Origin of the sequence: Pseudooceanicola sp. HF7 (assembly GCF_011806405.1) — a bacterium.
Taxonomy (GTDB): Bacteria; Pseudomonadota; Alphaproteobacteria; order Rhodobacterales; family Rhodobacteraceae; genus Pseudooceanicola.
This window is the reverse complement of the sequence record NZ_JAATOW010000004.1, coordinates 103,738-125,629: the sequence shown is the minus strand read 5'-3', so window position 1 is coordinate 125,629 and position 21,892 is coordinate 103,738. Positions and strand designations below refer to the sequence as shown.

Sequence of the window (21,892 nt, the reverse complement as noted above, 5' to 3'; positions counted from 1 at the left end):
ACATGCACCTGGGATTGATCGGCTACGGCAACATCGCGGCCACCCTTCTGAAGATCCTCGATGCGGAGGGCGCGCTGCCCTCCCGCATCTCCGTGCTAGCCCGTCCGGGCCGGGCAGAAGCGGCAAGGGCGGCCTTCGCCTTTCCCGTGGAGGTCTTTGAAGAAGCGGCGGACTTCATCGCGGCAACCCCCGCCTACGTGGTCGAGGCCGCGACCCATGCCGCGGTGAAGGGCCCCGTGCTCGACACCCTGCGCGCGGGCATCCCGGTGTTGGTCGTCTCGATCGGCGCGCTGGCCGACGCAGAGACAGAGGCCGCGATCCGCGAGGCCGCCACCGCCGGCAAGACCCAGGCGCATCTCTCGAACGGCGCGGTGGGGGGCATCGACATGCTGGCCGCCGCCCGGCTCTCGGGCATCGACAGCGTCGCCTATACCTCGCGCAAGCCGCCGCAGGCCTGGGGCGGCACGCCGGCAGAAAAGCTGCTCGACCTGCCCGCCCTGACCCAGGCCACCACCTTCTACGAAGGCACGGCGCGGCAGGCGGCGACGGATTATCCCAAGAACGCCAACGTGGCCGCCACCATCGCCCTTGCCGGCGCGGGCTGGCAGGCCACCACGGTCCGCATGGTCGCTGACCCCTCGGTCTCGGCCAATATCCACGAATTCACGGTGCGCTCCGGCGCGCTGGATTTCACGGTGACGCTGGAGGGCAAGCCTTCGCCCGACAACCCCAAGACCAGTGTCTCGACGGTCTATGCGCTGGCACGGGCGGTGCTGAACCAGACCTCTCCGCTGACAATCTAGAGGATGACATGAAAGACCTGACGACAGAGCTTCCCGACGGCCGCCTTTTCATCGGCGGTGAATGGGAGACGGGCACCGGGGCGGAAATCACCTCGACCTATCCGCATGACGGTTCCTTCAACCTCAGCTTCAAGGGGGCCTCCCGCGCCGATGGCGAAAAGGCCATTGCGCGTGCCAAGGCCGCGCAGGCCGATCCCGCCTGGGCCAACCTGCTGCCCCATGAGCGCGCCCGGATGCTGCACCGCATCGCCGACGGGATCGAGGCGAACATCGAGCGGATTTCCTTCGTCCAGTCGCGCGACACCGGCAAGACCCGGGGCGAGACGGCTGCGCTGGCAGGCTCTGCCGTGGGCACTTTCCGCTATTTCGCCGCCGTTCTGGAAACCGCCGATGACGAGCTGACGGTGCAGCGTGCCACCGCGCTGACGGCCTCGGTTCATGAACCCATCGGGGTGGTGGCGGCAATCACGCCCTGGAACTCTCCCATCGCCTCGGACGCCCAGAAGGTCGCGCCCGCGCTGGCCGCCGGCAACGCGGTCATCATCAAGCCCTCCAGCTGGTCGCCCATGGTCTCCCTCGTGCTGGCAGAGATCTGCGAAGAGGTGGGCCTGCCCAAGGGCCTGCTGTCGGTCCTGCCCGGCGCGGGGCGCGAGATCGGCAACCTGCTGGTCGAACACCCGGACATCGGCCGCGTCGCCTTCACCGGCGGCACCGTCACGGGCAAGCGGCTGGCCGCACAGGCGGGTGAAAAGCTGATGCCCGTGTCGCTGGAGCTGGGCGGTAAGTCCCCCACCATCGTGTTTGAGGACTGCGACCGCAGCCTTGCCATCGCGGGCATCCTCTTCGGCATCTTCTCCTCCTCTGGGCAAAGCTGCATCGCGGGCTCGCGCCTCTTCGTGCAGAAGGCGATCTACGACGATTTCGTCGCCGATCTGGTGGCCGCGACCGAAAAACTGGTTGTCGGCGCGCCCGATGATCCCGCCACGCAGGTCGCCCCCATGATCTGTGCCGAACACCGCGACAGCGTGGAAAAATACATCGAACTGGCGCGCTCCGAAGGTGGCCAAGTCCTTTGCGGCGGCACCCGTCCGGAAGGTGACACCTTCGCCAAGGGTTCCTACCTCAAGCCCACGATCATCGCGGGCCTCACCAATGACGCCCAGACCTGCCGCGAGGAAATCTTCGGCCCCGTGCTGGTCGTCCTGCCGTTCGAGGACGAGGCCGACGTGATCGCCCAGTCCAACGACAACGACTACGGCCTGGCCTGCGGCATCTGGACGAAGGACTTCTCCCGCGCCTGGCGTCTGGCCAAGGCGATCCGCGCGGGCACCGTCTGGATCAACACCTACAAGCAGTTCTCGATCTCCACCCCCTTCGGCGGTGACGGTGCCTCTGGCATGGGGCGCGAGAAGGGCCGCGAGGGCCTGCGCGCCTGGCAGCGGCAAAAGGGGATCTACGCGGATCTCACCGGCAACCCCCACCCCTGGGCAAGGATCGACCAATGAGCCTGAAGAACCGTACCATCCTCGTCACAGGCGCGGGCGGCGGCCTGGGTCGCGACATCGTGCTGGCCTGCGGGCGGGCAGGGGCCCATGTGATCCTCTCGGACTACAACAAGGACCTCGCCAAAACCTCCCTCGCCGCGCTGGAATCGGCGGGCGGCACGGGGGAAATCCGCCTGGCGGACCTCTCGGACCCGGCTTCCATCGCGGCTCTCGGGGCCAGCCTTGACGGCCCGCTGCATGGGCTGATCAACAACGGCGCGATTGCCACCGGCATCGGCGGCATCGGCTACCGCGATATCGAGATCGACGTCTGGGACAAGGTCATGCAGGTCAACGTGCGCGGCACCTGGCTGATGATCCGGGCCTGCGCGGATGCGCTGATCGCCAGCGGCTCGGGCCGGGTGGTGAACCTTGCCTCCGACACCGCGCTCTGGGGCGCGCAGAACCTGCTGGCCTATACCTCTTCCAAGGGGGCCGTCATGGCCATGACCCGCAGCCTGGCGCGTGAGATGGGTCCCGAAGGCGTGGGCCTGACCGCCATCGCACCCGGCATCATGACCACGGAAAGCACCGAATACGTGCCCGAAGCGCGCCACAAGCTCTACGAAACGGGCCGCGCCGTGCCCGGCAAGCAGGGTACGCTGGAGGCGGCCGAGGTCGCCGCCTTCCTCGTCTCCGAACCCGCCATCACGCTGACCGGTCAGACGCTGCCCGTCGACCATGGTTTCGTCTTCAACTGAGGTAGCGCCATGACCCAGATCGCCCCCAAGATCGCCATCGTCGGCGCCGGTCCCTCCGGCTGCTACCTTGCCCAGGCCCTGCTGAAGGCCGTGCCGGGCGCGGAAATCGACATGCTGGACCGCCTGCCGGTGCCCTTCGGCCTTGTCCGCTATGGCGTGGCCGCCGATCACCAGGGCACCAAGGCCGTCGCGCGCCAGTTCTCCCGCCTGTTCGAGAAACAGGGCGTGCGCTTCTTCGGCAATGTCACCCTGGGCCAGGACGGCGAAGAGGGCACGATTGCCCTGACTGAGTTGCAAGAGGCCTATGACGTGGTCGCGCTTGGCCTTGGCCTGCCCAGGGACCGCGCACTGCCGCTGCCCGGCGGCGACCTGCCCGGTGTCATCGGCGCGGGCGCCCTGACGCGGCACTGGAACGACCACCCCGACGATGCCGCCGACCTGCCGGACCTGGGCCGCCGCGTGGTCATCGTGGGGCAGGGCAACGTGGCGATCGACGTGCTGCGGATCCTCGCCAAGCGCGAAGAGCATTTCGAAGGCTCCGACCTGTCCCACCGCCATACCGATCACATCGCGGCGGCGGGCATCGAAAGCATCGACATCTTCGGCCGCTCTCCCGCCCATGAGGCAAAGTTCGATCCGGTCATGGTCAAGGAGCTGGCCCAGCTGCCGCACATGGGTTTTGCCTTCGAAGGGCTGCACCATTCCGATGGCCGCGAAGACACCCGGCTTGAAGCGCTGGCAAGCCTGCCGGCTGCCGGGGATCACGACATCCGCGTGACCTTTCACTTCGGCGCGACGCCGGTGAAGCTGTGCAGCGACGCTGGCCGCGTGGCCTCTGCCCGCTTCGCCTGCGGTGGCGAAGAGCTCTCTCTGCCCTGTGACACGGTGATTTCCGCCATCGGGTTCGAAACCCACGTGCCGGGCATCCGCGACGACCTGCTTGCCGGGGCCGAAGACGCCGACCTGGGCGTGATCCGCCCCGGGCTCTACGCCACTGGCTGGTTCGCCCGCGGCCCGCGCGGCACGATCCCGGAAAACCGGCAGGCCGCACAGGCCCTGGCCAAGCGGATCGCGGCGGATCTTGGCACCCTTCCCACCGGCGAAAAACCCGGCTCTGCCGCACTTCTCACGCGCTGCCCGGAGACCACCGATTACCAAGGCTGGCAGCGCATCGACGCCGCCGAAACTGCTGCTTGCGCAGAGGGACGCGTCAGGGCAAAGGTCGCCGATCTTTCCCAGATGCTGACCCTCGCAAAAGGACAACCGGAGACCGACTCATGAAAATCGCCCTGCTTTACGGAACCGAGACCGGCAATGCCGAGATGCTCTGCGAGGATATCGAAGGCCACCTGGAAGGCGATCATGATGTCGCCATGGCGGACCTTGGCGATACCGATCCCGCAGCCCTGGACGGCGAAGCCTTCCACCTGATCGTCTGCTCGACCTATGGCGACGGCGATCTGCCTGCCTCTGCCCAGCCCTTTGCCGAGGCGCTGGAAAAGGCCGCGCCGGACCTGTCGGCGATCCGCTTCGCGATCTTCGGCCTGGGCGACAGCAGCTACGACACCTACAACGAAGGCTCCCAGAAGCTGGCTGAGCTGCTGGTCAAGTTCGGCGCAAAGCAGGTGGGCGAACGCACGATCCACGACGCCATGGGCAGCGACATGCCCGAAGACCTAGCCTTTCCATGGGCCGAGGACCGCATCGCAGAGGCCGAGAGCCTCTTTGCGGAAAGCTGACCCCGATGCAGGCCGGTGCCGCCAATGAGGTCGAGGAAAAGACCGTCTACAACGTCCCGCCTGTCGCGCGGGCGATCAAGGTCCTGCGCCATATCGCGGCGGGGAACGGCTGCACGAACATTTCAGCGGCCTCCAAGACGCTTGGCATCAACCGCACCACGCTGATCCGTCTTCTGACCACGCTCAGCGAAGAGGGGATGATCGAATGGCAGGGGGACGGGCGCGGCTACCGGCTGGGCTTCGGCCTGCTGGGCCTCGCGGCCGAGGCTCTCTCCTCCCGTGACCTTCTGCAGGCGGCGCGCCCGCGGCTGGCGGCCCTGGCCCAGGCCACCGGGCTTTCGGCCCACCTTGGGGTGCTGGATCGGCGCGACGTGGTCTACATGATCCGCGAAGTGCCCAAGTCCCAGCTGGTCTCCAACGTGCGCGAAGGGACCAGGCTGCCGGCCTATGCCACCACGATGGGGCGGATGATGCTGGCCCATCTCACCGCGCAGGAGCTTTTCGATCTCTATTCCGACCAGCCGATGCCGGAATATTCCTCGGTCACGGCGACCACGCCGGATGCGCTGTTCGACCAGCTGCAAAGCGACCGCGCCCGTGGCATCGTCTGGAGCGATGGCAACTTCGAACCGATGATCGGCTCCTGTGCCTGCCCGGTGCTGGATCATGCCGCGCGGGTCGTGGCCTCGATCAACCTTTCCGGGCCGAATGATTTCTTCATTCCGGGCACGCCGCAGACACAAGGAATCGAACGGGCGATCCGGGAGTGCGCGGAATCGATCTCTGCCGGGCTGGGCTGGCGCGATGTCCGTCCGGACCGCCTGGCGCACTGAGTCCGGCGCCAGCCGCGTGCCGATCGCGGGGCAGGGGCGCTCAGCCCCGGATCATCTCAAGCAGCGGTGCCATCTGCGCGGCGACCCGGGCGCGCAGGGCGGCCAGGGTCATCCCCTCGTCCTTCACGAACTCGATGAACTGCATGTTGAGGTTGTTGAAGATCAGCTGCCCCAGCGGCTCCGCCTGCCATTTATCCGCCACTTGGCCGCGCGCCTGAAGCAGGCGGATCAGCGCGGTGATCTGGGCGGCCAGCCGCGCGTCCAGCTCTGAATAGCGCTGCCCGTTGGGGGTCTCCGGGGCCTCGATCGCCAGGGCCATGGCCTTGCGCCACATGTCCTTGGACAGGTACTCCAGCGAGTGATCATAGTAGGAAAAGATCAGCTGCATCAGCGCGGCCTCCGCGCCCGGCGGCGGATCGGCCAGCATGGCCTCGCCCCCGGCCAGCACCTCTTCGACCTCCATCGCGACGGTGGCCACAAGGATATCCCCCTTGGTGCGGTAGTAATTGTAGACCGTCCCCACGGCGACTTCCGCGCGCTCGGCCAGGTCCTCGATTCGCACCGATCGGTAGTCTTCCCTGCGGAACGCCTCGACCGCCGCATGCAGGATCCGTTTCTCCCGTGCCGCTTTCTGCCGCTCCCTTAATCCCTGCCGCGCCATGCGCGCTCCTTTGTGACCGCCGTCCCCATCTTAGTGTTGACTACAAAGATGAAGCCATTCAAGTTTTTTCATGACGGGCGGCCGAAACAGGCCTCAAAGACCCGAAAAACAGGGAGACGACGATGAAGAAACTTACCAAAGCCCTCCTCGCCGGTACGGCGCTGACGGCCCTGACCACGGGCGCCCAGGCGGCGGATGAGCTGAATGCGCTGGTCTGGTGCGATCACACCGACCCGGCCCTGATCCAACCCTTCGAGGCCGCCCATGACGTCAAGGTGAACCTGCGCGAATACGAAGGCACCGGCGCCGCGCTGGCCCTGCTGGAACAATCTCGCCCCGGCGACTGGGACGTGCTGGTCATCGACGGCATCGACGTCTTCCGCGCGGTGGAGGCCGGCATCCTGGCGCCCCTGCCCGAAGAGGCCCTGCCCGAGGATGACTTCTTCCCGCAGGTTGTACTCAAGGCCAACAACGCCCCCGATGGCACCGCTTACGCCGTGACGGAGAAGTTCGGCTACAACACGATCTCCTACAACGCCGACAAGGTGGATGAGGCGGACATGCAGGACCTGTCCACCGTCTGGTCGGACAAGTACGCCGGCAAGATCTCGATCTATGACTACTACATGCCGGTGATGGGCCTGGCGGCCATGGCGGATGGCATCGCCACCGCGGACATCACGGCCGACAGCCTTGAGAGCATCGGCAAGACGCTCTCCACCATGCGCAGCCACGCCATTTCCGTGGCGGATGTGGTTTCGGCCCAGACGGCGCTGGCCACGGGCGAAGCCGACATTGTCGTGGGCGGGGGCGAATGGCTGACCGCCGTTCTGCAGGCCGAACAGCCAGAGCTGACCTGGACCATCCCGGACCAGGGCGCGGTTGTCTGGACCCAGTCCATTGGCGTGCTGGCCGGCTCCGAAAAGCCCGACCTGGCGGTGGAATTCGTCAAATACATCACCTCGCCCGAAGGGCAGGCGCGGCTCGCGACATCCTCCTGCTTCTGGGGGATGCCCGCCAACAAGCTGGCCGCCGATCACCTGACGCCCGAGCAGAAGGAGATCCTGCGCTGGGACAACCAGGAAGACTACCTTGCCAAGGCCCAGCTCTACCCCGCGCCGGATATGGATCTCGATATCGAGATGCAGGACCTCTGGCTTGAAACCCTCTCCCAGTGAGGCGCTAGGTGAGCCTGTCACGTGACACCCTGAGGGGCTGGGGCTTTACCGCCCCGGCCCTGATCTGGACGCTGGCCTTCTTCGTGGTGCCCTTCCTGGTCATGGCCGCGATGAGCTTGGCCACGCTGGAGGGGCGCACCCTTGTCTGGGGCCTGCATGCCGACAACTACCGCGAACTGCTGGAAAAACGCTACCTCTGGCGGGCGGTGGTCGTGTCGCTCCAGATCACGCTGACCGTCACGGCGGTCTCCGTGGCGCTGGCCTATCCGCTGGCCTGGATCATCGCCTTCCGGGTGCCCAAGCGCTGGCAGCGCCTGGCGCTGCTGCTGGCAATCCTGCCCTTCTGGACCTCCTACGTGGTGCGCTCCTATGCCTGGCTGACGGTGCTCTCGAAAGAGGGCGTGGTGAACCAGGTGCTGCTCAGCCTGCACCTGATCGCGGAGCCGATCACCCTGGCCAATACCCGTTTCGCTACCGTCACGGGCTTTGTCCATTTCTTCACCATGCTGCTGACGCTGACGATCTTTGCCAACCTGATCCAGCTACCGCCGAACTACCGACGCGCGGCCATGGACCTTGGGGCCAGCGCGTTTCAGACCTTCCGCCATGTGGTGCTGCCGCTGACGCTGCCTGGGATCGTCACCGGGGCCTTCCTGACCTTCGTGCTCTGCATCGGGGATTACATCACGCCGCAGATCCTGGGCGGCAATACCGAATTGACCGTGCCTCAGGTCATCATGGTCCAGCTGGGCCGGCGCGCGGATTTCCCGCTGGCCGCCGCCTTGGCCATCGTGCTGATGGGCCTTGTGACGCTGGCCTACCTGGCCTGCGCCCGCTGGCTGAGGCTTGATCGGATATGAAGGCACTTCCCTGGATCTTCCTGGCCGCGATGGGTGTCTTCATCTATCTGCCTGTCGGCGCGCTTGTGCTCTTCTCCTTCCAGGGGGGCACGCTGCCCGTGCCGCCCTTCAACGGGCCGTCCTTCCAATGGTATGCCGATATCCTGGGGGACCGGGACCTGATGGCGGCGCTCGGGCATTCCATGCTGGTGGGGCTCGGCTCTTCGGCCGTGGCGACGCTGCTGGGCTTTACCGCCGCCTATGGGCTGGCGCGCCACCACCTGCCGGGCACGACGCTGATGCGGGCCATGCTGATCGCGCCGCTCTGCGTCAGCTACCTGATCATCGGGCTGGGCCTTCTGATCATGGTGCAGCGCCTTGGCCTTGGCCTTGGCCTTTCGCTGGGCACCGCCGGGATCGGCCACGTGGTGATCAACCTGCCGCTCTGCTTCTCGATCATCTATGCCTCCATGGGTGCGCAGCAGCTCAGCGCCGAACGCGCCGCCCGCGACCTTGGCGCGACAGAGGCAAAGGTGGTCCTGCTGATCACCGTGCCGATGCTGCTGCCCGCCATCGCGGCGGCCTTCTTCCTGTCCTTCACGCTCTCCTGGGACGAATTCATCATCTCCTTCCTGCTCACCCGCTTTGACGTCACCCTGCCTGTCGAGATCTGGTCGATGCTGCGCTCCGGCCTCTCGCCGCGGCTCAACGCCATCGGCAGCCTCGTCTTCCTCGTCTCCGTGGTGGTCGTCCTGGCGATGGAAACCCTTCTGTTCGGGAAACGCAAATGACCGCCCCCGTCACGCTGACAGGGCTGAACCACTGGTTCGGCACCTACCACGCCCTGCGCCAGATCGAGCTCTCGATCGAGGCCGGGGAATACGTCACCCTGCTGGGCCCCTCGGGCTGCGGCAAGACCACGCTTCTCTCGGTGCTGGGCGGCTTTGTCCAGCCCGATGAGGGGCGCGTGATGATCGGCACGCAGGACATGGCCCGCGTGGCCCCCGCGAAACGCCCCACCACCACGGTCTTCCAGGATTACGCGCTGTTCCCGCACATGAGCCTGCGCGACAACGTCGGCTTCGGGCTGCGCATGGCGGGGCAGGGGCGGCGCGCGCGCCACGCCAAGGCCGAAGAGATGCTGGACCTCGTTGGCCTTGCGCAGGCGGCCAGCAAGCGCCCGCATGAGCTGTCGGGCGGGCAGCGCCAGCGCGTCGCCCTGGCCCGCGCCCTTGCTGTGGAGCCTGAGGTGCTGCTGCTGGACGAACCGCTTGGCGCGCTCGACCTCGCGCTACGCCGCCAGATGCAGGATGAGCTGAAGCAGATCCAGCGCCGCGTGGGCACCACCTTCGTCCATGTCACCCATGATCAAGAGGAAGCCATGGCCATCGCCGACCGCATCGTCGTCATGAACGCCGGGCGGATAGAGGATGAGGGCACGCCGCAGCGGATCTACCGCCAGCCCCGTTCCCTGTTCGCCGCCGGCTTCATGGGGGAAATGAACCAGATCGCCGCCATGGGCACCGGCGCGGCGCTTGAAACGCCCCTCGGCACGCTGCCCGTCGCCGCCAGCGGCCCCCAGACGCTCTGCCTGCGGCCAGAGGCGCTTGGCACCACCGGATCGCTGCCCCTTGGCACCGCTGTCGTGAAGGATGCCGCCTTCTTCGGCACCCATTGCCGCGCGCATCTGGCGCCGGAGGCCGCGCCAGAGGTCATCCTGACCGCACATCTGCCCCCGGGCGACGTTCCGCCTCCCGGCACGCGCATTGCCCTTGCCGTGGCCCCCGAGGATCTGACAGTCTTTCCCGCATGAGCCTTGATATGACCCTGAAACGTGCCCGCCCCGAAGACTGGTATCGCCTCGACCGCAAGGCCGATGGCGTCACCCTGATTTCCGAACCCTGGATCAAGGAGTTCTACCGCTGCAACTGCTGGCACGTCCGTGGCCGGGACGGGGACATGCTGGTGGACAGCGGCATGGGCGTCCTGCCCCTGCGCGACTGGGTGCCGCTGGTCACCGAACGCGCCGTGACCTGCGTGGCCAGCCATACCCATTTCGATCACATCGGCTGCCACCACGAATTCCCCGACCGCTGCGTGCACCATGCAGAGGCCGATATCCTGGCCAATCCGCGCAATGACTGGACCATGGCCGATCCCTACGTGACCGATGACATCTTCGATGCCCTGCCGCCCGCGCCCTACAGCTCTGCCACCTACAAGGTGAAATCGGCCCCCGCGACCCGGCTTCTGGAGGACGGCGACGTCATCGACCTGGGCGATCGCCATTTCGAGGTGATCCACACCCCCGGCCACTCCCCCGGCGGCATCGCGCTCTGGGAGGCGGCAAGCGAAACGCTGTTTTCCGGCGATATCGTCTATGACGGCCCCCTGATCGAAGAGACCTGGCATTCCGATGCGCAGGATTACCTTGCCTCCATGAAGCGTCTGCTGGAGCTGCCGGTGCGCACGGTCCACGGCGGCCACTTTGCCAGCTACGACGGCGACCGCCACCGCGCGATCATCCGCGCCTGGCTCGATACGAAAGAACAGGAATGACTGAAGACAAGACCGCCTTCTACATCAACGGCGCCTGGGTCGCGCCCCATGCCTCCACCCGGATGGAGGTGGAAAACCCCGCCACCGAAGAGACCGTCGCGCAGATCGCCCTGGCCGATGCCGAAGACGTGGATGCCGCCGTCGCTGCCGCCCATGCCGCCTTTCCCGCCTGGTCCACCACAACGCCTGCGCAGCGTATCGCGGTGCTGCAACGCATCCTGCAGGTGACCCGCGACCGGTACGAGGACCTGGCTCGCGCGATCACCACGGAGATGGGCGCGCCGATCTCCATGTCGCGGTCCGACCAGGCCGGGGTGGCCATCGGTCACCTCGAAGGCTTCCTGGAAGCCATGGAGGATTTCGACTGGGAAGAGGTGCTGCCCAACGGCGACAGGGTCGTGAAGGAAGCCGCAGGTGTCTGCGCGCTGATCACCCCGTGGAACTGGCCGATGAACCAGATCGTGCTCAAGGTGCTGCCCGCGCTGGCCGCCGGCTGCACCTGCGTGCTGAAACCGTCAGAGCTGACGCCGCTCTCGGCCATGGTCTACGCCGAAATCCTGCATGAGGCCGGCGTGCCCCCGGGCGTCTTCAACCTGGTGAACGGCACCGGGCCAGAGGCCGGCACGCGGCTGACCCGTCACCGCGACGTGCGGCTTGTCTCCTTCACCGGCTCCACCCGCGCCGGGGTGGCGATCAGCCAAGGCGCGGCGGACAGCGTCAAGCGCGTCGCGCTGGAGCTGGGTGGCAAAAGCCCCAACCTGGTCTTCGCCGATTGCGCTGCAGATCTGGAACAGCGCGTGCGGGACTCGGTGGCAGAGGTCATGCTGAACACCGGCCAAAGCTGCGATGCGCCCACCCGGATGATCGTGGAAAGCTCGGTCTACGACCAGGTCTGCGCGATCGCCGCCGATGCCATCGCGGGCACGAAGCTGGGCGATCCCACGCAAGAGGGCGACCATATCGGCCCGCTTGCCTCCGGCATCCAGTGGCAGCGCGTGCAGGATTTCATCTCTGCCGGGATCGAAGAGGGCGCGCGCCTTCTGGCGGGGGGCGAAGGCCTGCCCGATGGCCCCACCTGCGGGCATTTCGCCCGCCCCACGCTCTTTGCCGACGTGACGCCCCAGATGACCATCTGGCAGGAAGAGATCTTCGGCCCCGTCCTCTGCCTGACCCCGTTCTCGGATGAGGCAGATGCGATCCGCCTGGCCAATGACACGGAGTACGGGCTGGCCGCCTATGTCCAGACCGGCGACCGGGACCGCGCAGAGCGCCTGTCGCGCGCGCTGCGCGCCGGCATGGTGCATTTCAACGGGCAGGGGATGGGCTGGGGCAGCCCCTTCGGCGGCTACGGCCTGTCCGGCAAGGGACGCGAAGGCGGCAAATACGGGATCGAGGAGTTTCTCGAGGTCAAGGCGGTGCTGCTGCCCGAAGGCTGGCGCTAGCACCGGCGCAGAAGACCGGGGGTGCCCAGGACCTTGGGCGCCCTTAGACCCGGTTCACCCGCACCTCCTGGGTCAGCAGGGTGGCCGGGGCCTGGGATTCCATGAAGGCGATGTCATAGGCATCCCGTCCCACGGCGATCACCGCCAGGTCGATGGCCGCGCACATGCCCGTGGCATCCACCAGGTGCCAGCTGCCATCCAGCCAGACCTCTGCCACCGCGTGGAAATCCTGCGGCCAGACGTCCGGCCCATAGGCCGCCACCGCGCGGGCGGGGATCTGGGCGGCGCGCACCATGGCGCAGAACAGGTGCACGTAATCCCGGCAGACGCCCTCGCGCCCGGCAAAGGTGTCCAGCACGTTGGTATCGCTGTCCGAACTGCCCGGCACATAGGACAGGTTGTCCTCGATCCAGTCGCGGATCGCGGCCACCTTGGCCCCGCCATGGCGATGCCCGAAGCGCTTATTGACGAAAGACACGAACTTGTCGGACTGGCAATAGCGCGACGGGCGGATGAAGGGCGCGGCCTCTGATGGCAGCTCATGCAGGGGCGCGGAATACATCAGGTCAAGCTGTAGCGCGGGGCGCGTGGTCTCGATCGTGGCCTGGTAGGTCAGCTGCATCTCCGTGCCGGGGATCTGCGCCCAGATCCGCGTGCCGATGCCGCAATCGCCCCCGATCCGCGTGACCATCGCATCGCCCATCTGCAGGTATTCCTGCTGGACGATCTGCCCCGGGGTGCGGGCCGCTTCCAGCACCAGCGCCACGGTATTTGGCTCGGAAAAGCGGTACCGCATCCGGACGTCGATCTCGAAGCGCATTGGGAAGTCTCCAGCTGACAGGACGATGGAACACCGCCCCTGTTCCGTGACCCTCTCGCAGATTCGCGGGAAAGGCCAACAGGTCGTTACAGCTAGCCCGAAGGAAAGGCGCGCACAGGGCCGGCGGCGCGCATTCTGCCGCCCCCTTCACCAACCCTGTTCACCAGCCAGGTCAAAACCACGCCGGGGCAGGCATGGCCCGGGGATGGCAGGCGGATCGCTACCCGCCGACGTGGCTGAGCAGGATGGAGCTTTCGGAGTTCACGACCCCCGGCACATCCCGGATCGCGCGCAGCACCAGGTCAAAGGCGGCCAGGCTGTCTGTGCGGATCTCCACCACCAGGTCCCAGGCCCCATTGGTCGAATGGATCGCGGAGACCTCCGGCAGGCGCGACAGGGTGCGGATGACGCCCCGGCTCATGCTGCCCTGAAGCTCCACCATGGTGATGGCACGCACGCCGCCTTCCACGTCGGTGTCGGTCTCGATGGTGAAACGCCGGATCTTGCCGCTGTCCACCAGCGCATCCAGCCGCGTCTTCACCGTGGTGCGCGACAGGCCCAGCCCATGGGCCAGCTCCGTGACAGAGGCCCGGCCATTGCCGCGCAGCGCCCCGATCAGCGCCCGGTCCGTTTCCGATAGGATCTCTGCCATTGATCATTTCGCCCAATAGAGCAGCCAAAATGGCCGAAAAATGCCTTTATATGATCAATTTACCACGCGAAAACGGCGTTTCAAACCGGCAAACTCAGGCCATCCCGATGAAGGCAGCCCCCGATTGGACAGGATGGGGCGCGATGACAGGAGTGGCCGATGACCCGAACGATCTCTCTACTTGGTGCGCGCGTCGAAACCGGCACGGATCGCCCGGGCTGCGCACTGGGGCCTGACGCCCTGCGCTGCGCCGGGCTGGGGCGCGCGCTGTCCAGGCAGGGGTGGACGGTCCGCGACCTGGGCGATCTGGGCATCCCCGGGGTACGCCCGCGCCCACATGCCAATCCCGCCGTCCACCACCTGGGCCACATCGTGGCCTGGACCGCGGCCTTGGCCGATGCGGCACAGGCTGCGGCACGCGCCCATGACCTGCCGATCTTCCTTGGCGGCGATCACTCGATCTCTGCCGGTACGGTGACGGGCATGGCCCGCCACGCGGCAGAGCAGGGGCGCCCGCTGTTCCTGCTCTGGCTCGATGCCCACCCGGACCTGCATGACCCCGGCTCGACCCACTCGGGCAACCTGCACGGCACGCCTCTGGCCTATGCGCTGGGCGAAGCGGGCTTCGCGGACTTCCCGCCGCTGGCCCATGCGGTCGATCCCGCAAATGTCCTGCTGATGGGCCTGCGCTCCGTCGATGGGGCAGAGGCCCGGCGTATCCAGTCCCTGGGGATCGACAGTCGGGATATGCGCCGCCTCGAAGAAAAGGGTGTGCTGCCCCCGCTCACCCGCTTCCTGTCCCGCGTGCGCGCCGCCAATGGCCTGCTACATGTCAGCCTGGACGTGGATGTCCTGGACCCCGCCATCGCGCCCGCCGTGGGCACCCCCGTCCCCGGCGGCGTTTCCGGGCCTGAGGTGCATCTGATCATGGAGGTGCTGCAGCGCTCCGGCCTCGTCTCCGCCCTCGACCTGGTAGAGCTCAACCCCCTGCTGGACGTCCAGGGCCGCACCGCTCGGCTGATGGTCGACCTGGCCGCCAGCCTGGCCGGTGCGCGCGCCCCGGCCCGCCTGAGCGCTGAATGAATCCCCGCGACCTGATCCAGAAAGGTGCCCCGATGACCCTCCAGACCATGCCCCGCCAGATGAAGCCCCAGCCCTCCGCGCTGGCCTATGTGCCCTTCCTCTCCGTCGATCGGATGATGCAGCTGGTCCGCGACACGGGGGTGGAGCCTTTCCTGCGCGGCCTTGCCGAGGCGATCGAACAGGACTTCCTGCGCTGGCCGGAGTTCGACAAGACGCCCCGCGTTGCCAGCCATTCCCCCGATGGCGTGATCGAGCTGATGCCGACCGCGGACAAGGCGCTCTACGGGTTCAAATACGTCAACGGCCACCCCGCCAACATGGCGCGCGGCTTCCAGACCGTGACCGCCTTCGGGGTGCTCGCTTCCGTCGATACCGGCTACCCGCTGCTCTTGTCGGAGATGACGCTGCTGACCGCCCTGCGCACGGCGGCGACCTCGGCGCTGATGGCCACGCGGCTGATGCCACAGGGCGCGCAGGTCATGGCGATGATCGGCAACGGCGCGCAATGCGAATTCCAGGCGCTGGCCTTCCGCGCGATCTGCGGCATCACCGACCTGCGCCTTTACGACATCGACCCCCGCGCCACCGAAAAGGCCCGCACCAACCTCACCGCCCAGGGCTTCCGCATCACCTGCTGCCCCTCTGCCGCAGAGGCAGTGCAGGGCGCGCAGATCATCACCACCTGCACGGCGGACAAGCGCAACGCGACCGTGCTGTCGGACAACATGGTCGGGCAGGGGGTGCATATCAACGCCATCGGCGGCGATTGCCCGGGCAAGACCGAACTGGCCCAGGCCATCCTGCACAGGGCCGATATCTTCGTGGAATACCCCGAACAGACCCGCATCGAAGGCGAGATCCAGCAGCTTGCCCCCGACCACCCGGTGACAGAGCTCTGGCAAGTCCTGCGGGGCACGGCACCGGGCCGGCGCGATGCCGCACAGATCACCCTGTTCGATTCCGTCGGCTTCGCGATCGAGGATTTCTCGGCCCTGCGCTACCTGCACGGGCTGATCGCGCAGACCGCCTATGCCCAGCCGCTGGATCTTCTGGCGGACCCCGATGACCCCCGTGACCTCTTCGGCATGTTGATCCGCTCTGGCCAGGGTTGAAGGGCCCCTCCCTCCCAAACCGCATCGCACGATTGCAGCGTCACGCGGTTCCGCTTAAACATGACAGGGAACAGGTGGTTTTCCGGGTAAGCTGGTATGGCAAAAATTCTGTTGCTGGAAGATGATACCGATCAGGCCGAACTCATGGCCCAGTATCTCTACCAGGTCGGGCACGAGGTTCGGATCGTCTCTGACGCATCGGTCGCGATCGAGGCGCTCAGCTCCGATGTCTTCGATCTTGCCATCACCGATATCTTCATTCGCCAGGGCGGCGTCATGGTCGGCAACGGCGGGCTGCGCCTGATCGGCAACATCCGCAACGGCAAGCGCCCGGACACGGGCGCGACCCCCCATGACATTCCCATCATCGCGATTTCCGGCGTGCTGGGCGGGCCGACGGATGACCATTTCCTGAAGATGGCCGATTCCGTCGGGGCCAACCTGCGGATGATGAAGCCGGTGCACCCCAAGCAGCTGCTGGCCGCCATCGAGAAACTGCTGGCAGAGCGCGATACGGCCTGACAGGCCGATCCCCGATCCTCCCGGGCAATCCCGGCGCGCGACGCACCAGGCTGATCAGGTTTCCGGCTGTCCCATCGGCGCCAGCGACAGGCTTGGCAGCGCCTTGGCAATGGCCTCGAACAGGCGGTCGGGCGGGCAGGGCTTGCGCAGGACCGGGGCCTTGACCGCAACCTGCGTGCTTAGGATCGGGCCCGCGTTGCCGGTCAGGTAAAGCACCGGCAGATCCGGGAAGCTCTCCCGGACGGAGCGCGCCAGCTCGAACCCGTCGATGCCGCCGGGCATGACGATATCGGTCAGCAACAGGTCGAAATGCTCGCCCGATGTCGCCAGCTGTAGGGCCTGCCGCCCGTCCTCGGCAGAGATCACCTCGAAGCCCTTCTGCTCCAGCGTCACGGTCAGCAGCTCTCTCAGCCCCGGCTCATCTTCGGCCAGCAGGACCGTTGTCCGCGGCGCGGCGCCCCCGGCCGGCGCCACCGGGCCCGCGCTGCCCTCCGGCACACGTTTCTCGACCGCTTTCATCACCGCGCTGATCGGCCCGCGGCCCGCCGTGCGCTCCGCAGTGGCGGAGGGGAGGGGCTGATCGGCGCTCTGGCCGCGCGGCAGCATGAGCTGCACCTCGGTCCCCTCCTTCGGGGCAGAGCGGATCTGCATGTCGCCGCCGGCGCTCTGGGCAAAGCCGTAGACGATGGACAGACCCAGGCCGCTGCCGTTCTGCGATGCCTTGGTGGTGAAGAAAGGCTCCAGCGCGCGCTTGCGCACATCCGCCGGCATCCCCGGCCCGTCGTCCCGCACGCTGATCAGCAGGTAGCCATGTTCGCTGGCGCGCAGGGGGCGGGCGCCGGCCTCGTCGGGCAGCGGGTGAATAACCTTGTCCCCGTCGCGCCCGTGATGGGGCAGCTGGTCGCCCTCGTGGATCCGCGCATTCAGCGTGATCAGGCGGCCCTGGCCGGACATCTTGATCGCATCGCGGCTGTTCAGCACCAGGTTCAGCAGCGCGTTCTCCACCTGCGCGGGATCGCAATGCAGCGTCAGCCCCGCGCTCTCCTCGCTCAGCCGCAGGCGGATCCCCTCGTCCAGCTGCGGCGCCGCCAGCTCCTTGATCGTCTCGAACAGCCTGGCGACCTCGACGGTCTGGGCATTCCCGGGCTGGGGGCGCGAAAACGCCAGCAGGCGCGCGGTCAGGTTCTGCCCCCGCTCCACCGCCCGCTGGGCCGAGGTCAGGAACTTGCGGGAGGTGTCCGGGATCGTCTCTCCCAGGGTCAGGTCCACGGCGTAATAGATCGTGGCCAGCAGGTTGTTTACGTCATGGGCAATGCCAGAGGTCAGCTGCCCGAGAGAGGCCAGCCTGTCATGCAGCTCCATGGACTGACGCTCGCGCTCGCGCCTGGCCAGGTGGGTGGCGACCAGGAACATCAACAGCACCACGGCGATCAGGAACAGCATCCCCGACAGCGCCGCCAGCTGGATCCGCGACCGGGTGAAATCCCGCGCCAGCCAGTCCGTCAGCCCGGCGGTGACACTGCGATGCAGCCGGTCCAGGTCGGCCGCGGCCTCGGCATCCGGGGTGCGCACCAGCGCGTCGACCTCGGCGATGCTCAGCCCGGCCAGCTGAGCCTCGCGCGCGGCATCCAGGTTCTCCCGGTAGATGGCAAGGGTCCCTTCCAGGGCGGCAATGTCGAAGCGCTCGTCGATGGCCAGGCCCATGGCCTGGATGTCGCGCAGGATCTCCAGCGCGGTCTCGTAATCCTCGACCGCCAGGTCGTGGTAGACGCCTTCGTCCGGGCGCAGGATGGCGTTCTTGAAGTGGTGAATGAACCCGTCATAGCCAAGCGCGCGCTCCAGGTCCTGAAGCGCAACCGGCAGCCCCGTGGCGGCGATCTCGGAATCGCTCTGGTGATCGCGCCCCAGAAGGGTCAGCCCGGGGATGAGCAACATGCAGATCAGGGCAAAGACCAGGATGCCCATCCGCGCACCGGTTGCATCGCTCAGGAAACGGGCCAGATGGCGCAGGCCGGCCTTCGGGCTTTCCGGGTCGCTCGACATGCAATGTCCTTTCGCCAGGCGGGTGTCGGGTCCATGTCTTGCATCCATAGCATGCAAGAATGAAAAGACGATACAGGAAAGCGGCGCTTGCCAACCCCGCGCAACAGGCCTGCCCCGGTCCCGGGGAACCCGCAATCAACCGGCGCGCCCAGCCCACAGGAAAGCCCCTGGCAGGAAAGGCCCGCGAACGCCCGAAGCCCCCATCGAGGGCCCTTCGCCCGTCGTCGGCCTGCGCCTCCCGTGCTCACCGCAGGGCGCGCGTGAAAGCCCCCCGCCGCCCCCGAATGGCACCCCACCCCAGTCTTCTTCTTGCCGGAAAACTCCCGCCGGAGGCCGCCGTCCCTCTCCGCCGCCGCCCCGCCGGAAACCCGGGCGCAAAGCCCGCAGCCTGTGCATCCCCACACATCACCAATCCCTTACCCCACCGCGCGCTGCGCACCGACGTAATACCGACGTGATACCGACAGGAAACAGACGTCCCACCGACGCCGAAAACCCCGCCTCATGCACCCTGCACCAGCGCACAAGGGGCGGCGAAAACGCAAGGGGCCGCCCCGAAGGACGGCCCCTGCACATCAGGTAAAAAGCGCTCAGGCGGCTTCGAAGTTCACCGCTTCGGGCTCCGCGGAACCGACGATATACCAGACGGTTGCAGCCTGCGCGCCGTTGTTGCGGAACCAGTGCTTGCGCCCCGCCGGGGTCTTCACAAGGTCGCGCGGACCCAGTTCGACTTCCACGGTTTCGCCGTCTTCTTCCCAGCCCACGGTCAGCGAGCCTTCGAGCACCAGGAAGGCATCCTCCACGTCACGGGTAAAGGGCTTCACGCCCACGCGGCTCGGCACGCCCAGCATTTCCTTGCGGCAGGTGTCGGTCTCCACGCCGCCGGGGCCGCAGTAGATCTTGCGGCTGAAGCCCGCGTCTTCCCAGATCGTCTCCAGCTCGTTGTGGCGCACGACGTATTTGGACATCAGCTTCTGCAGGGGATGCTCGCCGTTCGGGTCATAATAAACGGTCTTGCCCGGCTCTGCGCCAAAGGCGCGGGCCAGTTCGGGCGCATGTTCCTTGGGGTGGTAATGGTAGACGGGGGGCAGCGGCTTGCCCACGTCAACAGAGATCGACATCATCACCGGCTCCACGCCGTCCACGCGGAAACCATGGCCGATTTCACGGGCGTTCAGGATCATGTCCTTGGGGCCCAGGTTGACTTCGCAGACCTCGCCGTCCTTTTCCCAGCCGACGATCAGCGCGCCGTCGATGATCAGGAAGCTCTCCTCGATCTCGTGGGAGTGGCAGGCGGCGTATTTGCCCGGCTCCTTGTAGATCAGCGAGACGGTGAAGTTGTCCGGCTTCATCGTCGTGGTGTCGCCCACCTTGGGCGACCCGCCGGCGCCGATAAAGCGCATCTGCGCCCGCGCCAGGTCATCGAAGCCAGCGTTGGAGGGGAAGGCATTCCAGTCGAACGTCTTGTCCACGAAGCGGCCGGTATGGGCCTTGAGCGCATCCTTAAGGGTTTTGAAATCCTGGTCCTGCACGGTCATCCTGTTGATCCTTTCGGCTTGTGTCCTGTTTGCGTCTGGTCCAAACCTACCGCCGCAGCGTTTCATATGGCATACGGTGTTTTGCCCGCAAAGCACATCTGCCGATCCCGGAGCACGACATGACCGACCCAAACGCCGATTCCCCGCAAGCCCCGGCCCCCGGGGCCGAAGACCGGAAAGCAGATGCAAAGACAGACGCCAAAACAGAAGACCGCTACCTTGTTCCGGGCCTCATCCGGGGGCTGGCGGTGCTCAAGCTCTTCACGCCCGACCGCTCCGCCCTGGGATTGTCCGACATCGCGCGGGAGCTGGGGATCACGCGTTCAGCCGCCTTCCGCACGGTCTATACCCTGAACGAGGCCGGCTGCCTGCTGCATGACCAGCGCAGCCAAAGCTATTCGCTGGGGCCGGGCGTGCTGCGCCTGACCTATGGCTATGTCGCCACCCGCGAGGTGGTCGAGATCGCCCAACCCGCGCTGGAACAGCTGCGCGACCGGATCGGCTGGTCCGTGCACCTGGGCGTGCTCGACGGGGCCTCCGTGCTCTACGTGCTGCGGGTGCCGGGGCCGCAGCGGGACAGCTCCATCGTCCAGGTCGGCTCTCGCCTGCCGGCGCGGGCGACAACCATGGGGCGGGTGCTGCTGGCCGACCTGCCGGAGGACGAGCTGATCGGCCTGTTCCGCAACGAACGCGGCCCGCGCGGCAAGGGGCCTAACCTGCCCGGTATCGTCACGCAGGCCGCCACGGATCGGAAGACGCAAAGCGTTGTTCACACGGGTGATTTCGAGGCCGGGATGGTCTCTGCCGCCGCGCCGCTGCGGGACATGACAGGCCAGGTCGTGGCCGCGATCAACGTCACAGCGCCGCAATCGCCCGAAACCCAGGCCCTGGTCAGCGGAGAAGTGCGGGAGGCCCTGGTGGCCACGGCTGCCCGGATCTCTGTCCTGCTGGGCTGGGATCAGCCGGCCAGTTCGCCCGCCGCCGTGTAACCCATGATCGCCGAAAGCCGCTCGGCGGTCTGGCGCACGCCCTGGGCGATGGCCTCGTGCTTGTCCGATCCGGCGTCAAAGGCCGATTGCGCGCCGGAAACGCTGATGGCTGCCAGCGGCCGCCCGTCCATGCCCAGCACCACGCCGGCGCAGGATCCGATGCCTTCCTCGAAAAAGGCCACGGACCACGCCAGCCCGGCCTCCCGATCCTGGCGAAGCTGGCTGAACAGGCTGTCCATCGTGGTCGGGGTCTGATCGGTGATGGCGGGAAAGTCATGGCCCTCAAGCAGGGCCTGCACGTTCTCGCGCGGCATGTGACTGAGGATCATGCGGCCCATGACCGTGGCATGGGCGGGCAGGCGGGACCCCTCGCGGATATTGCTGACCAGCTGCACATCCGGGGTTTCGCGCGCCAGGATGATGACATCGGTGCCCGAAAGCACGCCCAGGTGCGCCGACAGCCCCGTTTCTGCCGCCAGCCTTGACAGCAGCGGGCGAGAGACGCGAACGATATCGCGGCTGGCCAACAGGTGAGAGGCCAGCTCCAGCACGCCGAAACTCAGGATGTAGCCGCCGCCCTGGGCGTCCTGCTCGATCATCTTCTCCCGCTCCAGCGTGTGCAGCAGGCGGATCAGCGTGGTGCGGTTGATCGACAGTTCAGAGGCCGCGCGGGACATGTTCCGGCACCGGTGCCCTTCCGCGATGTAGCGCAGCAGGGCAAAGGCCCGGGTAACTGGGGGCACGTCATAGGCGGTCTTGGCAGGGGTGTCGTCTTGGATGGGACCGGCTCCGGCAATGGACATCTTGTGCCATTTTGAACAGAGACCGGCCGAA

General features: G+C 66.8%; 22 protein-coding genes. 16 read left to right on the top strand and 6 right to left on the bottom strand.

Annotated features, from left to right (window positions below; all coding sequences use genetic code 11):
- Positions 1 to 2: 2 nt before the first annotated feature.
- From HCZ97_RS03400 to HCZ97_RS03375, 6 genes are read left to right on the top strand one after another with little or no spacing between them, the layout of a single operon-like run.
- Positions 3 to 803 carry an aspartate dehydrogenase gene (locus HCZ97_RS03400; protein ID WP_167687268.1) on the top strand — a complete coding sequence of 267 codons (801 nt, stop codon included), beginning with the start codon at positions 3 to 5 and terminating at the stop codon, positions 801 to 803.
- Between the two features lie 8 nt (positions 804 to 811).
- The gene (locus HCZ97_RS03395) at positions 812 to 2,308 is read left to right on the top strand and encodes an aldehyde dehydrogenase (protein WP_167687267.1); all 1,497 of its coding nucleotides are present in this window, start codon (positions 812 to 814) and stop codon (positions 2,306 to 2,308) included.
- Positions 2,305 to 3,048 carry an SDR family oxidoreductase gene (locus tag HCZ97_RS03390; RefSeq protein WP_167687266.1) on the top strand — a complete coding sequence of 248 codons (744 nt, stop codon included), beginning with the start codon at positions 2,305 to 2,307 and terminating at the stop codon, positions 3,046 to 3,048. Before HCZ97_RS03395 ends, HCZ97_RS03390 begins: the two co-directional genes overlap by 4 nt.
- A 9-nt stretch (positions 3,049 to 3,057) precedes the next feature.
- Positions 3,058 to 4,329 carry an NAD(P)-binding protein gene (locus HCZ97_RS03385; protein WP_167687265.1) on the top strand — a complete coding sequence of 424 codons (1,272 nt, stop codon included), beginning with the start codon at positions 3,058 to 3,060 and terminating at the stop codon, positions 4,327 to 4,329.
- Positions 4,326 to 4,787, top strand: coding sequence for a flavodoxin domain-containing protein (locus HCZ97_RS03380; protein WP_167687264.1), 462 nt, complete (start codon positions 4,326 to 4,328; stop codon positions 4,785 to 4,787). The genes HCZ97_RS03385 and HCZ97_RS03380 overlap by 4 nt, the downstream gene beginning before the upstream one ends.
- A 5-nt stretch (positions 4,788 to 4,792) precedes the next feature.
- The gene (locus HCZ97_RS03375; RefSeq protein WP_167687263.1) at positions 4,793 to 5,620 is read left to right on the top strand and encodes an IclR family transcriptional regulator; all 828 of its coding nucleotides are present in this window, start codon (positions 4,793 to 4,795) and stop codon (positions 5,618 to 5,620) included.
- A 40-nt stretch (positions 5,621 to 5,660) separates the two neighbouring features.
- Here HCZ97_RS03375 and HCZ97_RS03370 read toward each other — a convergent pair whose 3' ends face one another.
- A complete protein-coding gene (locus HCZ97_RS03370; protein ID WP_167687262.1) occupies positions 5,661 to 6,281 on the bottom strand; it encodes a TetR/AcrR family transcriptional regulator in 621 nt (206 codons plus the stop codon).
- Positions 6,282 to 6,403: 122 nt separating this feature from the next.
- Between HCZ97_RS03370 and HCZ97_RS03365 the strand changes: the two genes are divergently transcribed.
- The 6 genes from HCZ97_RS03365 to HCZ97_RS03340 are packed head-to-tail and all read left to right on the top strand — an operon-like array spanning position 6,404 to position 12,299.
- Positions 6,404 to 7,459, top strand: coding sequence for a PotD/PotF family extracellular solute-binding protein (locus tag HCZ97_RS03365; protein WP_167687261.1), 1,056 nt, complete (start codon positions 6,404 to 6,406; stop codon positions 7,457 to 7,459).
- An 8-nt stretch (positions 7,460 to 7,467) separates the two neighbouring features.
- Positions 7,468 to 8,319, top strand: a complete 852-nt coding sequence (locus HCZ97_RS03360; RefSeq protein ID WP_167687260.1) for an ABC transporter permease — start codon at positions 7,468 to 7,470, stop codon at positions 8,317 to 8,319.
- On the top strand, positions 8,316 to 9,089 hold the full coding sequence (locus HCZ97_RS03355) for an ABC transporter permease (protein ID WP_167687259.1): 774 nt from the start codon (positions 8,316 to 8,318) through the stop codon (positions 9,087 to 9,089). The genes HCZ97_RS03360 and HCZ97_RS03355 overlap by 4 nt, the downstream gene beginning before the upstream one ends.
- A complete protein-coding gene (locus HCZ97_RS20800; protein WP_167687258.1) occupies positions 9,086 to 10,111 on the top strand; it encodes an ABC transporter ATP-binding protein in 1,026 nt (341 codons plus the stop codon). Before HCZ97_RS03355 ends, HCZ97_RS20800 begins: the two co-directional genes overlap by 4 nt.
- Entirely contained in the window at positions 10,108 to 10,857 is a 750-nt protein-coding gene (locus HCZ97_RS03345) for an MBL fold metallo-hydrolase (protein ID WP_254871316.1), read from the top strand. The genes HCZ97_RS20800 and HCZ97_RS03345 overlap by 4 nt, the downstream gene beginning before the upstream one ends.
- Positions 10,854 to 12,299: an aldehyde dehydrogenase family protein gene (locus HCZ97_RS03340; protein ID WP_167687256.1), complete on the top strand. Its 1,446-nt coding sequence runs from the start codon at positions 10,854 to 10,856 to the stop codon at positions 12,297 to 12,299. The genes HCZ97_RS03345 and HCZ97_RS03340 overlap by 4 nt, the downstream gene beginning before the upstream one ends.
- Before the next feature lie 43 nt (positions 12,300 to 12,342).
- Here HCZ97_RS03340 and HCZ97_RS03335 read toward each other — a convergent pair whose 3' ends face one another.
- Entirely contained in the window at positions 12,343 to 13,119 is a 777-nt protein-coding gene (locus HCZ97_RS03335; protein WP_167687255.1) for a transglutaminase family protein, read from the bottom strand.
- Positions 13,120 to 13,339: 220 nt separating this feature from the next.
- Complete coding sequence (locus tag HCZ97_RS03330) at positions 13,340 to 13,771, bottom strand: Lrp/AsnC family transcriptional regulator (protein WP_175581630.1); 432 nt, start codon at positions 13,769 to 13,771, stop codon at positions 13,340 to 13,342.
- A 159-nt stretch (positions 13,772 to 13,930) separates the two neighbouring features.
- Between HCZ97_RS03330 and rocF the strand changes: the two genes are divergently transcribed.
- The 3 genes from rocF to HCZ97_RS03315 all read left to right on the top strand — a co-directional run bounded on the left by rocF (position 13,931) and on the right by HCZ97_RS03315 (position 16,488).
- A complete protein-coding gene (rocF, locus tag HCZ97_RS03325; protein WP_167687254.1) occupies positions 13,931 to 14,854 on the top strand; it encodes an arginase in 924 nt (307 codons plus the stop codon).
- Between the two features lie 59 nt (positions 14,855 to 14,913).
- A complete protein-coding gene (locus HCZ97_RS03320; RefSeq protein WP_167687374.1) occupies positions 14,914 to 15,966 on the top strand; it encodes an ornithine cyclodeaminase in 1,053 nt (350 codons plus the stop codon).
- A 96-nt stretch (positions 15,967 to 16,062) separates the two neighbouring features.
- A complete protein-coding gene (locus HCZ97_RS03315) occupies positions 16,063 to 16,488 on the top strand; it encodes a response regulator (protein WP_167687253.1) in 426 nt (141 codons plus the stop codon).
- 54 nt (positions 16,489 to 16,542) lie between these two features.
- Here HCZ97_RS03315 and HCZ97_RS03310 read toward each other — a convergent pair whose 3' ends face one another.
- Together HCZ97_RS03310 and HCZ97_RS03305 are read right to left on the bottom strand one after the other, a co-directional pair.
- Positions 16,543 to 18,531, bottom strand: a complete 1,989-nt coding sequence (locus HCZ97_RS03310) for a response regulator (RefSeq protein ID WP_167687252.1) — start codon at positions 18,529 to 18,531, stop codon at positions 16,543 to 16,545.
- A 590-nt stretch (positions 18,532 to 19,121) separates the two neighbouring features.
- Positions 19,122 to 20,069, bottom strand: a complete 948-nt coding sequence (locus HCZ97_RS03305; protein WP_167687251.1) for a cupin domain-containing protein — start codon at positions 20,067 to 20,069, stop codon at positions 19,122 to 19,124.
- Positions 20,070 to 20,188: 119 nt separating this feature from the next.
- On the opposite strand from HCZ97_RS03305, the gene HCZ97_RS03300 reads away from it, so the two are divergent.
- The gene (locus tag HCZ97_RS03300; RefSeq protein WP_167687250.1) at positions 20,189 to 21,058 is read left to right on the top strand and encodes an IclR family transcriptional regulator; all 870 of its coding nucleotides are present in this window, start codon (positions 20,189 to 20,191) and stop codon (positions 21,056 to 21,058) included.
- Here HCZ97_RS03300 and HCZ97_RS03295 read toward each other — a convergent pair.
- Positions 21,028 to 21,861 carry an IclR family transcriptional regulator gene (locus HCZ97_RS03295; protein ID WP_167687249.1) on the bottom strand — a complete coding sequence of 278 codons (834 nt, stop codon included), beginning with the start codon at positions 21,859 to 21,861 and terminating at the stop codon, positions 21,028 to 21,030. The two genes, HCZ97_RS03300 and HCZ97_RS03295, sit on opposite strands and share 31 nt — an antisense overlap.
- Between the last annotated feature and the right edge of the window lie 31 nt (positions 21,862 to 21,892).

Coding starts and splice junctions, on each gene's coding strand:
- HCZ97_RS03400 (WP_167687268.1), top strand. CDS start 3: ATGCACCTGGGATTGATCGGCTACGGCAACATCGCGGCCACCCTTCTG.
- HCZ97_RS03395 (WP_167687267.1), top strand. CDS start 812: ATGAAAGACCTGACGACAGAGCTTCCCGACGGCCGCCTTTTCATCGGC.
- HCZ97_RS03390 (WP_167687266.1), top strand. CDS start 2,305: ATGAGCCTGAAGAACCGTACCATCCTCGTCACAGGCGCGGGCGGCGGC.
- HCZ97_RS03385 (WP_167687265.1), top strand. CDS start 3,058: ATGACCCAGATCGCCCCCAAGATCGCCATCGTCGGCGCCGGTCCCTCC.
- HCZ97_RS03380 (WP_167687264.1), top strand. CDS start 4,326: ATGAAAATCGCCCTGCTTTACGGAACCGAGACCGGCAATGCCGAGATG.
- HCZ97_RS03375 (WP_167687263.1), top strand. CDS start 4,793: ATGCAGGCCGGTGCCGCCAATGAGGTCGAGGAAAAGACCGTCTACAAC.
- HCZ97_RS03370 (WP_167687262.1), bottom strand. CDS start 6,281: ATGGCGCGGCAGGGATTAAGGGAGCGGCAGAAAGCGGCACGGGAGAAA.
- HCZ97_RS03365 (WP_167687261.1), top strand. CDS start 6,404: ATGAAGAAACTTACCAAAGCCCTCCTCGCCGGTACGGCGCTGACGGCC.
- HCZ97_RS03355 (WP_167687259.1), top strand. CDS start 8,316: ATGAAGGCACTTCCCTGGATCTTCCTGGCCGCGATGGGTGTCTTCATC.
- HCZ97_RS20800 (WP_167687258.1), top strand. CDS start 9,086: ATGACCGCCCCCGTCACGCTGACAGGGCTGAACCACTGGTTCGGCACC.
- HCZ97_RS03345 (WP_254871316.1), top strand. CDS start 10,108: ATGAGCCTTGATATGACCCTGAAACGTGCCCGCCCCGAAGACTGGTAT.
- HCZ97_RS03340 (WP_167687256.1), top strand. CDS start 10,854: ATGACTGAAGACAAGACCGCCTTCTACATCAACGGCGCCTGGGTCGCG.
- HCZ97_RS03335 (WP_167687255.1), bottom strand. CDS start 13,119: ATGCGCTTCGAGATCGACGTCCGGATGCGGTACCGCTTTTCCGAGCCA.
- HCZ97_RS03330 (WP_175581630.1), bottom strand. CDS start 13,771: ATGGCAGAGATCCTATCGGAAACGGACCGGGCGCTGATCGGGGCGCTG.
- rocF (WP_167687254.1), top strand. CDS start 13,931: ATGACCCGAACGATCTCTCTACTTGGTGCGCGCGTCGAAACCGGCACG.
- HCZ97_RS03320 (WP_167687374.1), top strand. CDS start 14,914: ATGAAGCCCCAGCCCTCCGCGCTGGCCTATGTGCCCTTCCTCTCCGTC.
- HCZ97_RS03315 (WP_167687253.1), top strand. CDS start 16,063: ATGGCAAAAATTCTGTTGCTGGAAGATGATACCGATCAGGCCGAACTC.
- HCZ97_RS03310 (WP_167687252.1), bottom strand. CDS start 18,531: ATGTCGAGCGACCCGGAAAGCCCGAAGGCCGGCCTGCGCCATCTGGCC.
- HCZ97_RS03305 (WP_167687251.1), bottom strand. CDS start 20,069: ATGACCGTGCAGGACCAGGATTTCAAAACCCTTAAGGATGCGCTCAAG.
- HCZ97_RS03300 (WP_167687250.1), top strand. CDS start 20,189: ATGACCGACCCAAACGCCGATTCCCCGCAAGCCCCGGCCCCCGGGGCC.
- HCZ97_RS03295 (WP_167687249.1), bottom strand. CDS start 21,861: ATGTCCATTGCCGGAGCCGGTCCCATCCAAGACGACACCCCTGCCAAG.